The sequence below is a fragment of the Kineococcus sp. G2 genome, assembly GCF_037154035.1.
Lineage (GTDB): Bacteria > Actinomycetota > Actinomycetes > Actinomycetales > Kineococcaceae > Kineococcus.
In genome coordinates this window covers 21,201-35,729 of sequence record NZ_JBBBEM010000054.1, presented here as the reverse complement: position 1 = coordinate 35,729, position 14,529 = coordinate 21,201, and the positions used below count along the sequence as shown (strand labels likewise).

12 protein-coding genes are annotated in these 14,529 nt (G+C 74.5%); 8 read left to right on the top strand and 4 right to left on the bottom strand.

What is annotated here, in order from left to right; genetic code table 11:
* Positions 1–115: 115 nt before the first annotated feature.
* Positions 116–613 carry a hemerythrin domain-containing protein gene (locus V9U69_RS09615; RefSeq protein ID WP_337061479.1) on the top strand — a complete coding sequence of 166 codons (498 nt, stop codon included), beginning with the start codon at positions 116–118 and terminating at the stop codon, positions 611–613.
* A gap of 34 nt (positions 614–647) precedes the next feature.
* On the opposite strand, the gene V9U69_RS09610 is transcribed toward V9U69_RS09615, so the two are convergent.
* Positions 648–2,360 carry a sensor histidine kinase gene (locus tag V9U69_RS09610; protein ID WP_337061477.1) on the bottom strand — a complete coding sequence of 571 codons (1,713 nt, stop codon included), beginning with the start codon at positions 2,358–2,360 and terminating at the stop codon, positions 648–650.
* Between the two features lie 80 nt (positions 2,361–2,440).
* Entirely contained in the window at positions 2,441–2,887 is a 447-nt protein-coding gene (locus V9U69_RS09605; protein WP_337061476.1) for a pyridoxamine 5'-phosphate oxidase family protein, read from the bottom strand.
* Between the two features lie 71 nt (positions 2,888–2,958).
* Here V9U69_RS09605 and V9U69_RS09600 point away from each other — a divergent pair, with 71 nt between their 5' ends.
* The gene (locus tag V9U69_RS09600) at positions 2,959–3,597 is read left to right on the top strand and encodes a response regulator transcription factor (RefSeq protein ID WP_337061474.1); all 639 of its coding nucleotides are present in this window, start codon (positions 2,959–2,961) and stop codon (positions 3,595–3,597) included.
* A 107-nt stretch (positions 3,598–3,704) separates the two neighbouring features.
* On the opposite strand, the gene V9U69_RS09595 is transcribed toward V9U69_RS09600, so the two are convergent.
* Positions 3,705–4,970: an MFS transporter gene (locus V9U69_RS09595; RefSeq protein WP_337061472.1), complete on the bottom strand. Its 1,266-nt coding sequence runs from the start codon at positions 4,968–4,970 to the stop codon at positions 3,705–3,707.
* Positions 4,971–5,322: 352 nt separating this feature from the next.
* On the opposite strand from V9U69_RS09595, the gene V9U69_RS09590 reads away from it, so the two are divergent.
* From V9U69_RS09590 to V9U69_RS09565, 6 genes are read left to right on the top strand one after another with little or no spacing between them, the layout of a single operon-like run.
* Positions 5,323–8,976, top strand: coding sequence for a nitrate reductase subunit alpha (locus V9U69_RS09590; protein WP_442907704.1), 3,654 nt, complete (start codon positions 5,323–5,325; stop codon positions 8,974–8,976).
* Entirely contained in the window at positions 8,976–10,637 is a 1,662-nt protein-coding gene (narH, locus tag V9U69_RS09585) for a nitrate reductase subunit beta (RefSeq protein WP_337061470.1), read from the top strand. The genes V9U69_RS09590 and narH overlap by 1 nt, the downstream gene beginning before the upstream one ends.
* A 5-nt stretch (positions 10,638–10,642) precedes the next feature.
* A complete protein-coding gene (narJ, locus tag V9U69_RS09580) occupies positions 10,643–11,383 on the top strand; it encodes a nitrate reductase molybdenum cofactor assembly chaperone (RefSeq protein WP_442907703.1) in 741 nt (246 codons plus the stop codon).
* Complete coding sequence (gene narI / locus V9U69_RS09575) at positions 11,380–12,126, top strand: respiratory nitrate reductase subunit gamma (protein ID WP_337061466.1); 747 nt, start codon at positions 11,380–11,382, stop codon at positions 12,124–12,126. Before narJ ends, narI begins: the two co-directional genes overlap by 4 nt.
* 39 nt (positions 12,127–12,165) lie before the next feature.
* Positions 12,166–12,501, top strand: a complete 336-nt coding sequence (locus tag V9U69_RS09570; protein WP_337061465.1) for a carboxymuconolactone decarboxylase family protein — start codon at positions 12,166–12,168, stop codon at positions 12,499–12,501.
* A 60-nt stretch (positions 12,502–12,561) separates the two neighbouring features.
* Positions 12,562–13,143, top strand: coding sequence for an MBL fold metallo-hydrolase (locus tag V9U69_RS09565; protein WP_442907702.1), 582 nt, complete (start codon positions 12,562–12,564; stop codon positions 13,141–13,143).
* Positions 13,144–13,158: 15 nt separating this feature from the next.
* On the opposite strand, the gene V9U69_RS09560 is transcribed toward V9U69_RS09565, so the two are convergent.
* Positions 13,159–14,514 carry an MFS transporter gene (locus tag V9U69_RS09560; RefSeq protein ID WP_337061462.1) on the bottom strand — a complete coding sequence of 452 codons (1,356 nt, stop codon included), beginning with the start codon at positions 14,512–14,514 and terminating at the stop codon, positions 13,159–13,161.
* Positions 14,515–14,529: the final 15 nt, after the last annotated feature.

The following is a 14,529-nucleotide window of genomic DNA, read 5'->3' as shown; positions in this document are numbered from 1 at the left end:
CCGGGAGCAGGGGACTTCCGTCCCTGGTCGAGGCCCTGTCGTCCCGTGCAGAGTGGTTGCTCGGAGCGCCGATCTCCGCGGGGAGACCGATCCGCACCAACCAGGGGGGTTCTTCGTGTGCAGCTACTGCGGATGCCGCGACATCACGCTCATCGGTCAGCTCAACGCCGAGCACGACGCCATCGTCAACGCCAGCGGCCCGCTGCAGCGCGCCGTCGACGCCGGCGACACCGCCGCCGCCCTGGAACTGCTGGACGTCCTGGAGGGCCTGCTGCACCCGCACACGGCCCTGGAGGAGCGCGGCCTGTTCACCGAGCTGCGCCGGGACCCGGACTTCACCGACCACGTCGACGCCCTGTGCCGGGAGCACGACGACCTCGACGCCGGGTTCGCCGCCTGCCGCGGCGGGGACTGGTCCGGGCTGACCGACCTGCTGTTCCTGCTGCGCGAGCACATCGAGAAGGAGGAGAACGGCCTGTTCCCCGCAGCGCTGACCTCTCTGGACGGCGAGCAGTGGGAGCGCCTGCACACCGACCCTGCGGTCGGCGCGCACGACCACGACCACAGCCACTCGCACGACCACAGCCACCACCACGCGCACGCGCACGGGTGACCTCGCCCGGCCGCGCGGGCGGGAGGCGACCGGCTCAGGTCAGCGGCACCCGCCAGCGCAGCTCGGCGCCACCGCGCTCGCGCGGGCGCAGGACGCACTCCCCGCCCAGGCGCTCGGCGCGGGCGGACATGTTGCGGGTGCCGTGACCCGGCGAGGCGTCCGGGTCCGGGCCCACGCCGTCGTCGGACACGCGCAGCAGCAGCTCGCGGCCGGTGGCGTCCACGGCCACGTGCACGTCCACGCGGGAGGCGCGGGCGTGGCGGGCGACGTTCGCCAGCGCCTCCCCCAGCACCGCCAGCAGGTCCGCGCGCACGTCGTCGGGGACCGCGGAGTCCAGCGGTCCCTCCAGCGCCAGGTGCGGCTCGAAACCCAGCGGGTCGGTGGCGCCCGAGGCGACCCGCAGCAGTTCACCGCGCAGCCCCGTGGGGCCCTCGTCCGGCTCCTGCAGGGAGAAGATGGTGCGCCGCACCTCCCGGATCGTCTCGTCCAGGTCGTCGACGAACGCCGCCAGGCGGTCCTCCGCGCCGGTCCCGCGCAGCCGCGGCCCCAGGGACTGCAGGCCCAGGCCCACCGCGAACAGCCGCTGGATGACGAGGTCGTGCAGGTCGCGGGCGATGCGGTCGCGGTCCTCGTAGACGGCCAGGCGCTGCCGGTCGGACTGCGCCCGCTCGAACTCCACCGCGAGCGCGGCGTGGCCGGCGAAGGAGCCGACCATGCCGACCTCCGCCCCGGTGAACTCCAGCGCACCGCGGCGCCGGGCGACCGCCAGCACGCCCAGCGCGTCGCGCTCGGGCACCGACAGCGGCGCCAGCGCGGTCGGCCCGCCCGCCGCGTCCAGCCCGGGCAGGTGCTCCCCCGCCTGCGCCAGCAGGCGCGCTCCCGCCCCGGACAGGACCTCCAGGGCGGGCCCGGCGTCCACGCGCCGGCCCACCAGGTGCTCGGCGCCGCGCCCGGCGACCGCGGCCACCCGCAGCCCCGGCGAGGCGTCGGCGAGCAGCAGCACGCCGGCGTCGGCGTCGGCCGCCACGCACGCCTGCGCCACCACCCGGTGCAGGGCCTGCGCGCCGCCGGACCCGCCGAGCAGCGCCGCGGTCACCTCGGTGGACGCCTCCAGCCACCGCTCGCGGCTGCGCGTCTGCTCGAACAGGTCGGCGTTCTTGATCGCGATGCCGGCGGCCGCGGCGAGCGCCACGACGACGTCCTCGTCCTCCTGCGTGAAGTCGCCCCCGCCGGCCTTCTCGGTCAGGTAGAGGTTCCCGAAGACCTCCTCGCCGACCCGGATGGGGACCCCCAGGAACGAGGACATGGGGGGGTGGTTCGCCGGCACCCCGTACGACTTGGCGTGCTCGGCGATGTCGTGCAGGCGGATGGGGCGCGGGTCCTCGATGAGGACGCCGAGGACGCCGTGCCCGCGCGGCGGTGGCCCGATGCGCTGCCTCGTCTCCTCGTCCACCCCGACGGTGACGAACTGCGACAGCCCCCGGTCCGGCCCGACGACCCCCAGCGCCCCGTAGCGGGCGCCGGACAGCTCGGTGGCGACCTCGGTGATGCGACGCAGGGTGTCCGGCAGGCTGAGGTCGCTGGCGATGGACACCACCCCCTCCAGGAGGCGGTGCAGGCGGTCCTCGGCGGCGATCACCTCCTCGGCGCGCTCGACGAGCTCTCGCAGGAGCACGTCCAGGCGCGACCGGGACAGGGACGCGGCGCCGTCGGGGCCCGTGACCGGTGCGGGGGTCTGCCTGCTCACCACGTCCGCGAGGCTAGGTCATCCGCCGCCGTCGGGTCGCGGGCCGCACGGGGTCGCGGGGTCGGTCGCGGGGCCGCGGGTCAGGCGACGGCCTCCGGCAGCACGGGCACCTGCGCGAGGCGGCGGCCGGTGACCTGCTCCAGCCCGATGCGCACGACGAGGTCGCGCTCGCCACCGGCCCAGGGGGCCAGGGCGGTCAGCGCCCGCCGGCGCAGCACGTCGCCGACGACGTCGGCACGGCCCACCACGGTCACGCTCCAGCCCGTGCGGGTGGCGTCGTCGATGTCGTCGACCTGGAAGGCGACGACCGCGCCGCCGGCCGCGGTGGACAGCGCCGAGCCGGGCCGCACGCGCAGCAGGACGGCGCCGTCGTCGAGGAGGAAGTTCACCGGCAGCACGACGGGCAGGGCGCGGTGGGTGAGGACCAGGCGCCCGAAGGGGCGGGTGGCGAGCAGCTCCAGGCACTCCGCGGGGGTCAGCGGCAGCAGGACGCCCGTCTCGGCGGGCGCGGTCGGAGGGGGCGTCATGCTTCCAGGATCGGTGCACCGGTGGGCCCGGGACAGGGCCGAAGGTCCCGCCGCAGGGCTACGGTGTCCGCGTGACGGTGCGCGTCTTCCTCCTCGACGACCACGAGATCGTCCGCCGCGGCCTGCGGGAGCTGCTGGAGTCCGAGGGCGACCTGGAGGTGGTCGGCGAGGCGTCGACGGCCGCCGAGGCGCTGCGGCGCATCCCGGCGGTGCGGCCCGACGTGGCGGTCCTGGACGCCCGGCTGCCGGACGGCTCCGGCATCGACGTGTGCCGGCAGGTGCGCTCGGACGACCCGGGGATCAAGGCCCTGGTGCTGACGTCGTTCGACGACGACGAGGCCCTCTTCGCGGCGATCATGGCGGGGGCGGCGGGGTACCTGCTGAAGCAGGTGCGCTCGTCCGACCTGCTGCAGGCGGTGCGGGCCGTGGCGGCGGGCCAGTCGCTGCTGGACCCGGCGGTGACGGCGCGGGTGCTGGACCGGATGCGCGCCGGGGAGCGCACGGACCCGCGGATCGCGGCGCTGACGCCCACCGAGCGGACCGTGCTGGAGCACATCGCCGAGGGGCTGACGAACCGGCAGATCGGCGAGCGGATGTTCCTGGCCGAGAAGACCATCAAGAACCACGTGACGAGCCTGCTGGCGAAGCTCGGCATGGAGCGGCGCACGCAGGCCGCCGTGTTCGCCAGCAAGCTGGGCGAGGACCGCTAGGGCGCGTCCCCGGGTCCCGCGGGGCGCCTCCGGCGGGACGGCCGAGGGGCGGCCCACCCCCGCCGGGTGGGCCGCCCCTCGGTGCCGGCGCGCGGCCGGTGCTGCGCTCAGGCGAGCGCGGTGCCCCGACCCCGCTCGGAGCGCTCCCGGCGCCCCGGGCGTCCGGTGCCGCCGGAGCGGCGGGCGATCGTCGCGTCCAGCACCAGCGCACCGACGGCCACACCGGCCAGCAGCAGCAGCGCCAGCGTGTACGAGCCGTAGATCCCGTACAGGGAGCCCATGAGCAGCGGCGGGACGAACCCGCCCAGGCCGCCGGCCGCGCCGACGACACCGGTGACGGAACCCACCTTGTCCGCGGGGGCGAGCAGGGCGACGAGGGCGAACGTGGCGCCGCTGGCGGCGCCGAGGGCGGCGGCCATCGACAGGAAGGCGATGGTGCCGACCGGGGCGAGGCTCGGGGTGGCGGACTGCACGGTCGCGGCGACGGCGACGACGGCGAACGCGGCGAGCATGACCTTGGTGGGGTGCAGGCGGTCCGAGAGCCAGCCGCCGACCGGGCGCATGACGACCGCGAGGACGACGAAGCCGGCCATGCGGTTGGCGGCGTCGGTCTGGCCCAGGTCGTACCCGGTCTTCAGGTAGGCGGGCAGGTAGACGCTGAAGGCGACGTAGGCGCCGAAGCCGACGGCGTACAGGGCGGCGGCCTGCCAGGTGATCGGCAGGGCGGCGGTGGCGCGCAGGCGGCGGGTGAAGCTGCCGGTGGGCGCCTGGCGGCCGGGGGCGTCGCGCAGCACCACGGCGGACAGCACGCCGAAGGCGGCCAGGGCGATCGCGGTGATGACGAACGGGGCGGCGATGCCGGCGGCGTCGACCAGCTTCACGGTGGTCAGGGCGCTGATCGCGGTGCCGCCCATGCCGGCGCCGAAGACGCCGATCGCGAAGCCGCGACGGCTCGGGGCGAACCAGGAGTTGACGAGCGGGACGCCCACGGCGAAGGCGGTGCCGCCGATGCCGAGGAAGAAGCCCCCCACGAGCAGGCCCACCAGGGAGGTGGTGCCCCACAGGCCGAGGTAGAGGACGGGCACGATCGTGGCGAAGGACACGACGGGGAACATGACGCGGGCGCCGTAGCGGTCCGTCAGGGCGCCCACCGGGATGCGGCCCAGCGAGCCGACGACGACCGGGACCGCGACCAGCAGCGCCTGCTGGAACGCGCTCAGGCCCAGGGCCTCCTTGAACCGGGGCGCGAGCGGGCTCAGCAGGGCCCACGCCCAGAAGTTCAGGGCGAAACCGACGGTCGCCAGGGCGAGCACGGCGCCCGGCCGGCCGGCCGGGACGGTGGGCTCGGGGCTGGGGGCTTTCTCAGCGGTCACGGGAGTTCCTCGCGTCGGGCGGGTGCGCACCGCGTCGGTGCGCCGGGTCGCGCCGGGGTTCTCAGCGCTCACCCGAAGCTACGGCCGGGCACGGTCCCGCCGGGACGGGCGGAGGGTCCCCCTCGCCGGGACCATGGTCCCGGGCCCGCGGGTGCTGCGGTCGGGGTGGGGACCTTGGTCCCGCCGGGTGGGGACGTTCCGCCGCGATCACGGCGCCGCCGGGCACCGATGGTGGAGGGGAACGAGCGGGGCGCCACGGCGGCCCACCCACCCGGCAGTCCCCCACCCCAGGAGCAGCAGCGTGCGCACCGCGGACCGTCCCGAGCACTCCCCCGCCGGCGTCGTCGACACCGTGCCGGGCACCGCCCCGCTGCTGGCGGCGCGGCGCTTCCTCAAGCACGAGACGGTCGGCGACTCCGGCCGGACGCTGCACCAGATCAGCTCCTCCTCGTGGGACTCCTTCTACCGGGACCGCTGGAGCTACGACAAGGTCGTGCGCTCGACCCACGGCGTGAACTGCACCGGTTCGTGCTCCTGGAACGTCTTCGTCAAGGACGACCTCATCACCTGGGAGCACCAGGCCACCGACTACCCCACCACGGGTGAGGAGTCGCCGGACTACGAGCCGCGCGGCTGCCCCCGCGGCGCGTCGTTCTCCTGGTACGAGTACTCCCCCTCCCGGGTGCGCCACCCCTACGTGCGCGGCGTCCTGGCCGAGATGTTCCGCGAGAACCTGGCCCGGCTGGGCGACCCGGTGCTGGCCTGGGCGGACATCGTCGAGACCCCGCTGAAGGCGCTGTCCTACAAGAGCGCCCGCGGCCGCGGCGGTTTCGTGCGCGCCACCTGGGACGAGGTGACCACCATGGTGGCCGCCGCCCACGTGCACACCACCAAGACGTACGGCCCCGACCGCGTCGTCGGCTTCTCGCCCATCCCCGCGATGTCGATGGCCTCCTTCGCCGCCGGCACCCGCTACCACGCCCTGATGGGCGGCACGCTGCTGAGCTTCTACGACTGGTACGCGGACCTGCCCGTGGCCTCCCCGCAGATCTGGGGCGACCAGACCGACGTGCCCGAGGCCGGGGACTGGTGGAACTCCACCTACCTGGTGATGTGGGGCTCGAACATCCCCGTCACCCGGACCCCGGACGCGCACTTCATGGCCGAGGCGCGCTACCGCGGCACGAAGGTCGTGGCGGTCAGCCCCGACTACGCGGACAACGTGAAGTTCGCCGACGACTGGCTGGCCCCGCACCCGGGCACCGACGGCGCGCTGGCGTTCGCGATGGGCCACGTCGTGCTCAAGGAGTTCTTCGTCGACCGGCAGGTCCCCTACTTCACCGACTACGTCCGCCGGTTCACCGACCTGCCCTTCCTGGTGACCCTGCGCGAGCGCGACGGCGCGTACGCCGCCGACCGGTTCCTCACCGCCGCCGACCTGGGTGACGACGCCCCCGGCGCGCAGCACAAGACCGTCCTCGTCGACGAGCTCACCGACGACCTCGTGGTGCCCAACGGCTCCCTCGGCTTCCGCTGGCACGAGACCGGCGCCGGCCGCTGGAACCTCGACCTGGGTGAGGTCGTCCCCGCGCTCGGCCTGCTCGGCCGCGAGGAGGACACCGTCGAGGTGGACCTCGCCCGCTTCGACGAGGGCCCCACCGAGGGCGGCACCACCGTGCGCCGCGGCGTGCCGGTGCGCCGCGTCGGCGGCCGGCTCGTCACCACCGTGTTCGACCTCCTGCTGGCCCAGTACGGGGTGGGCCGCGACGGCCTGCCGGGTGCGTGGCCGACCGGGTACGACGACGCCACCCAGCCGGGCACCCCCGCCTGGCAGGAGGCGATCACGTCCGTGCCGGCGGCGCTGGCCGCGCGCATCGGGCGCGAGTTCGCCCGCAACGCCGAGCGCAGCCGCGGCCGCTCCCTCATCGCCCTGGGCGCGGGCGCCAACCAGTGGTTCCACTCGGACATGACGTACCGGGCGTTCATCGCGCTGGTCACCCTCACCGGCTGCCAGGGCGTCAACGGCGGTGGCTGGGCGCACTACGTCGGCCAGGAGAAGGCCCGGCCCCTGACCGGCCAGCAGCACATGTCCTTCGCGTTCGACTGGCACCGCCCCATGCGGCACCAGGCCGCCACCCCGTTCTGGTACCTGCACACCGACCAGTGGCGCTACGAGCGCGTCCCCGCCGACGAGCTGGCCTCCCCGCTGGGCACCGGCCGCCTGGCGGGCATGTCCTTCGCCGACACCGTCGCCGCCGCCCAGCGCATGGGGTGGAGCCCGGGGCACCCGGCGTTCGACCGCAACCCGCTGGACCTGACCGACGAGGCCCGCGCCGCCGGCAAGTCCGTGCAGCAGCACGTCGTGGACGAGCTGGCCGCCGGCCGGCTGCGCGGGGCGGCGGAGGACCCGGACGACCCGGCGAACTTCCCGCGCTGCCTGACGCTGTGGCGGGCGAACCTGCTGGGTTCCTCCGGCAAGGGCAACGAGTACTTCATGCGCCACCTGCTGGGTGTCCCGTCGCTGGCCAGCGCCGAGGAGTGCGGGCCGGGTGAGCGTCCGCGGGACGTGACCTGGCGGGAGGAGGCGCCCGTGGGCAAGCTCGACCTGCTGACCACGATCGACTTCCGCATGACGAACACGGGCCTGCACTCCGACGTGGTGCTGCCGGCGGCCACCTGGTACGAGAAGCACGACATCTCCACGACGGACATGCACCCGTTCGTGCACTCCTTCTCCCCCGCCGTGGCGCCGCCCGCCGACGCGCACACCGACTACGACGCGTTCCTGGACATCGCCGACAAGGTCAGCGAGCTGTCCCGCACGCACCTGGGCACCCGCCGGGACGTGCTGGCGGCTCCGCTGCAGCACGACACCGCCGACGAGCTGGCCACCCCCGGCGGCCGGGTGCGCGACTGGAAGCGCGGCGAGTGCCCGCCCGTGCCGGGCCTGACGATGCCGAAGCTCATCGAGGTCGAGCGCGACTACACGCTCATCGGGGCGAAGATGCGCGCCGTCGGCCCGCTGCTGGACACCCTGGGCACGACGACGAAGGGCTTCACCGTCGACGTCACCCCGGAGGTCGAGCGGTTGCGGAAGACCAACGGCGTCGTCGCGGACGGCCCGTTCGCCGGGCGCCCCTCGCTGGCGACCGCCGACCGCATGTGCGAGGCGATCCTCACCCTGTCGGGCACCACGAACGGGCGGGTGGCGGCCGAGGGGTTCCGCCGCCTGGAGGAGCAGACCGGGCACCGCCTGACCGACCTGGTCGCCGGCCACGAGGACCACGTCGTCACCTTCGCCGACACGCAGCGCGCTCCGCAGCCGGTGCTGACCAGCCCCGAGTGGTCGGGGTCGGAGAAGGACGGGCGCCGGTACTCCCCGTTCACCATCAACGTCGAGCGCTCCAAGCCGTGGCACACCCTGACCGGCCGGCAGCACTTCTTCGTGGAGCACGACTGGGTCGCCGAGCTCGGTGAGCAGCTGCCGGCGTTCCGCCCGCCGCTGAACATGGCCCGCCACTTCGGCCCGCCCGGTGAACTGGCCGACGGCGGTGTGACGGTGCGCTTCCTCACCCCGCACGCGAAGTGGTCGATCCACTCGATGTACCACGACAACGAGCTGATGCTCGCCCTCTCGCGCGGCGGGCCGGTGATCTGGATGAGCGTCGAGGACGCCGCGAAGATCGGCGTGGCCGACAACGACTGGGTCGAGGCGCACAACCGCAACGGCGTCGTCGTGGCCCGCGCGGTGGTCAGCCACCGCATGCCCGAGGGCACGGTGTTCCAGTACCACTCCCCCGAGCGCACGGTGAACGTGCCGAAGGCGGAGGGCAGCGGCCGTCGCGGCGGCTACCACAACTCGATGGTGCGGCTGCTCGTCAAGCCCACCCACCTGGCGGGAGGTCACGCCCAGCTGACCTACGCCTTCAACTACTACGGCCCGATCGGCAGCCAGCGCGACGAGATCACCGTGATCCGCCGCCGCTCGCAGGAGGTGCAGTACTGATGCGGATCCGCGCGCAGGTCGCCATGGTGATGAACCTGGACAAGTGCATCGGGTGCCACACGTGCTCGGTGACGTGCAAGCAGACGTGGACGAACCGCGAGGGCACCGAGTACGTCTGGTTCAACAACGTCGAGACGAAGCCGGGCATCGGCTACCCGAAGCACTACGAGGACCAGGACCGCTGGAAGGGCGGCTGGGTGCTCGACGGCAAGGGCCGGCTGAAGCTGCGCTCCGGCGGGCGCGTCAAGCGCCTGACGGGCATCTTCTCCAACCCGGACCTGCCCTCCCTCGACGACTACTACGAGCCCGCGACGTTCGACAAGGACGTGCTGGTGTCGGCCCCCGCCGGCCTGACCGACACCCCGGTGAAGCAGCCGCGCTCGGCGCTGACGGGTGAGCCGATGGCGATCGAGTGGGGCGCGAACTGGGAGGACGGTCTCGGCGGGGCGCACGAGCGCGCCGGCGGCGACCCGAACATCGCCCGGATGCCCCCCGAGGCGGCGGCGAAGGTGAAGTTCGAGTTCGAGAAGACGTTCATGTTCCACCTGCCGCGCATCTGCGAGCACTGCCTGAACCCCGCGTGCGTCTCGGCGTGCCCCTCGGGCGCGATGTACAAGCGCGAGGAGGACGGCATCGTCCTGGTGGACCAGGACAAGTGCCGCGGCTGGCGCATGTGCGTCTCGGCGTGCCCGTACAAGAAGGTGTACGTCAACCACGCCACCGGCAAGGCGGAGAAGTGCACGTTCTGCTTCCCGCGCATCGAGGCCGGCCTGCCGACCATCTGCTCGGAGACCTGCGTGGGACGGCTGCGCTACCTGGGCATCGTGCTCTACGACGAGGACGCGGTGCTGGCCGCGGCCTCCGTGCCGGACGAGCGCGACCTGCTGGACGCCCAGCGCGACGCGTTCTGCGACCCGCACGACCCGCTGGTGCAGCAGGCGGCCCGGGAGGCCGGCATGCCGGAGGAGTGGATCACCGCGGCGGCGAACTCCCCCGTGCACCGGCTCATCAGCGAGTACCGCATCGCGCTGCCGCTGCACCCGGAGTACCGCACGATGCCGATGGTCTGGTACGTCCCGCCGCTCTCGCCCGTGCTGGACGCGGTCGGGCAGGCCGGGCGCGACGACACCGACGCCGACGACGTGTTCCACACCATCCGCGACCTGCGGATCCCGGTGGAGTACCTCGCCGAGCTGTTCAGCGCCGGCGACACCGAGGTGGTCGCGGGCGTGCTGATGAAGCTGGCCGCGATGCGGGCGTACATGCGCGCCCGCACCCTCGACGGCACGGTCGCCGCCGAACTGCTGGAGGGGATCGGGATGAGCGCTGAGCAGGTGGAGGCCATGTACCGGCTGCTGGCCGTGGCCAAGTACGACGACCGCTACGTCGTCCCGCCGGCGCACGCCGCGGACGCCGCCGCTCTGGAGGCGCAGGCGAGCGCCGCGCAGGAGACGAGCTGCAGCCTGGACTGCGCCGGCGGCCCCGGCATGGGCGGCGACCCCGTCGGCGCCGCCTCCGCCACCTCGGCCACCGTCGAGCGGTTCCACCTCGTCGGCGAGGGTGAGCAGGTGCGGCCGGGCCGCACCGGCCTGCTGCGCCGGCGCGCCGACGGCCGCCGCGGCCTGAACGTCACCCCGCGCACCCCCGGGAGCGGGTCGTGACCGCCGTGACGGTTCCCGCCACCACGCCCGCCGCGGCCGGCGAGCCGGTCGCACCCGCCGAGCGCGCCCGCCTGTTCGAGCTGGTGTCCGTGCTGCTGACCTACCCCGACGCGGACCTGCTCGCCGCGGGCGACGAGCTCACCGCGGCGGCCGCTCACCTGGAGCACCCGCAGGCCGGGGCGGCGGTGCGCGGGTTCCTGGCCTGGTTCACCGCCACGCCCGGCACCGAGGTCCAGCAGCACTACGTGCAGACGTTCGACCTGCGCCGGCGCTCGGGCCTGTACCTCACCTACTACCTGCACGGCGACACCCGCAAGCGCGGCATCGCCCTGCTGACGCTGAAGCAGCGGTACCGCGCCCACGGCCTGCGGCTGGACGGCGGGGAGCTGCCGGACCTGCTGCCGGTGGTGCTGGAGTTCGCCGCCGTCGCCGGCCCCGGCGACGGGGAGGCACCGCTGCGCCAGCACCGGCGCGGCGTGGAGCTGCTGCGCGAGGCGCTGGTGGCCTCGGGCACCCCGTACCGGCACCTGCTGGACGCGGTCTGCCTGGCGCTGCCGCCGCTGACCGACGCCGACCGCGAGGCCGTGGCCGCGCTCGCCGCGGACGGCCCCCCGGTGGAGTCCGTCGGGATGACCACCCCCGGCGCGCTCGAGACCACCGACGAGCTCGCCGCGATCGGCCTGGACCCCTACGGGGAGGCCCCCGCCCACCACCACCCCTGCAGCACCCCGGAGGCCCGGCCGTGAACGCGCTCGATGTCGCCCTGTGGATCGTCGTCCCCTACGCGTGCCTGGTGGTGTTCGCCGTCGGCCACGCGTGGCGCTGGCGGCACGACCAGTTCGGGTGGACCACGCACACCAGCCAACTGCTGGAGAACCGGCTGCTGCGGCTGGGCTCCCCGCTGTTCCACCTCGGCGCGTTCGGCGTCATCGCCGGGCACGCGATGGGCCTGCTGATCCCGGCCTCGGTCACCGAGGCGCTGCACGTGCCCGAGCACGCGTACCACCTCGTGGCCGTCTGGGGCGGCACCGTCACCGGTGTCGCGATGGTGGTGGGGTTGCTGCTGCTGATCGCCCGCCGCTTCGTCGTCGGTGGCCGGGTGCGGCGCACCACCACGGCGATGGACCGGGTGCTGTACCTGGCGCTGGCCGCGATGGTGGTGCTCGGCATGAGCGCGACCGTCGGCGAGAACCTGATCGGGCCGGGTTACGACTACCGCGAGACGATCGCGGTGTGGTTCCGCGGGGTGTTCCTGCTGTCCCCCGACACCTCGCTGATGGCCGGTGCGCCGCTGGTGTACCAGGCGCACGCCCTGGGCGGGTTCCTGTTCCTGGCGCTGTGGCCGTTCACCCGGCTGGTGCACGTGTGGTCCGCGCCGATGGCGTACCTGTGGCGCCCGTACGTCGTCTACCGCCGCCGGCCCGGTGCGGCGCCCGTGCCGCAGCCGCGCCCGGACGTGGTCCGCGACCGCGCCCTGCCTCCTCGGTAGGGTCGTCGGCGAGACCAGCCCAGCGCACCGGAGGACGCCGTGAGCGACTACCTGCCCTCGATCTACCGCGAGTTCACCGAGCGGTACCCGGACGTGGCCGCCGCGCAGGGCGCGCTGGCGGAGGCGGTGCGGGCGCACACCGGGTTCGACGCCCGCACGGACCGGCTGCTGAAGTTCGCCCTCGCCCTGGGGGCCGAGGCCGACGGCGCCGTGCGCTCCAACGTCCGCAAGGCGCTGGCGGAGGGGTCCTCGCCCGACGAGCTGCGCGCGGTGGCGCTGGCGGCCATCACCACGTGCGGCTTCCCCACCGCGATCGCCGGGCTGCGCTGGATCGAGGAGGTCCTGGCGGCGGAGGACGACGCGGAGGGGCGGTAGCAGGTGGCGGACGTGGAGCGCACCACCGGCGCCGAGGTGCGCTCGGTGCACGTGGGACCCATGGACAACGCGGCGTACCTGGTGACGTGCCGGCGCACCCGCGAGCAGGTGCTCGTGGACGCCGCCGCGGAGCCCGGCACCCTGCTGGAGCTGGCGCGGGCCGGTTCGCCCGGCGGCCGGCTGGGGCTGGTCGTGACCACGCACCGGCACCACGACCACGTCGGCGCCCTCGCCGAGGTGGTGGCCGCCACGGGGGCGGCGACCGCGGCCGGTGAGGACGACGCCGACCACCTGCCCGTCCCGGTGGAGCACCGGCTGCGCCACGGGGACGTCGTGAGCGCCGGTGACGTGCGGCTGGAGGTGGTGCACCTGCGCGGGCACACCCCCGGCTCGGTGGCGCTGGTGCTGCGCGGCGGTGGCTCGGGGCCCGATCACGTGTTCACCGGGGACTCGCTGTTCCCCGGCGGGGTGGGGAACACCCGCGGCGACGCCGCCGCGTTCACCTCGCTGCTCACCGACGTCACCGAGCGGTTGTTCGCCGTCCTGGACGACACGACGGTGGTGCACCCCGGGCACGGGGCGCCCACGACGATCGGGGCGGAGCGCCCGCACCTGGGTGAGTGGCGCGAACGGGGCTGGTGACCCCGGCCGCCGCGATCAGTCCTCCAGTGCCCGGTTCCTCGTCTCCGGCAGCAGCCAGCTCGCGGCCGCCGCGATCGCGAACGCCGCACCGAACACCACGAACACCACCGCGGTCCCGCCCGCACCCAGCAGCGGCGGCACGCTGAGCGGGGCGAGGATCGAGGCGATGCGGCCGAACCCCGCGGCCGACCCGGCCCCGCGCCCGCGCACGAGCGTCGGGTACACCTCCGGCGTCAGCGCGTACAGGGCGCCCCAGGCGCCCAGGTTGAAGAACGACAGCAGGATCCCCGCGGTGAGGATCGCCGGGTCGCTCTCCGCGGCGGAGTACAGCAGCGCCGAGGCGGCAGAGCCCACGAGGAACACCGACAGGGTGCGACGGCGCCCCCACGCCTCGACCAGCCAGGCGGACACCGCGTACCCCGGCAGCTGACCGAGGGTGATGATGAGCGTGAACTCCAGCGAGCGCACGACGGTGAAGCCGTCCTTGAACAGCAGGCTGGGGATCCAGGTGAACGCCCCGTAGTAGCTGAAGTTCACGAAGAACCACACCAGCCACAGGCCGGTGGTGCGCCGGCGCAGGCCCCGGCTCCACACCCCCGGTGCGCTCGCCGCGACGGCACCGGCCGGTGCCTCCTGCGCGAGCGGCCCCGGCGAGTACCGGACGCCCGCGGACTCCTCGAACTGCCGGACCACCTGCTCGGCCTCGGCGTGCCGGCCCTTCGACATGAGGAACCGCACCGACTCCGGCAGCCCGCGGCGCACCACGATCGCGTAGAGGGCGGGCACCGCCCCCAGCACCAGCGCCCAGCGCCACCCGTCGTCGGAGGCGGGCACGAACAGGAAACCCACGAGGGCGGCCAACGTCCAGCCGACCGCCCAGAACGCCTCCAGCAGCACCACGGCCCGACCGCGGATCCGGCGCGGTGCGAACTCGCTGACGAGGGTGGACGCCACCGGCAGCTCCGCCCCCAGCCCCAGGCCCACCAGGAACCGGAAGACCAGCAGCGCCCCCAGCGACCACGACAGCGCGGAGGCGCCGCTGGCGATCCCGTACACCAGGAGGGTCAGCGCGAACACCTGCCGGCGCCCGATCCGGTCGGCGAGCAGGCCGCCGAGGCTGGCGCCGACCGCCATGCCGGCGAAACCGATGGAGGCGATCCAGGAGCGCTCGCCGTCGGTGAGCCCCCACTGGACGTTCAGCGCGAGCAGCACGTACGCGACCAGCCCCACGTCGAAGGCGTCCAGCGCCCAGCCGATCCCGGAACCGACCAGCAGCCGCCGGTGGCGTCGGGTGAACGGCAGGTCGTCGAGGCGTTCGGCGGCCGTCAGGGTCGCGCCCTGCGGGGCCGGCTGCGGTGCTGCGTCGGGCATGCGCCCCACGCTAGT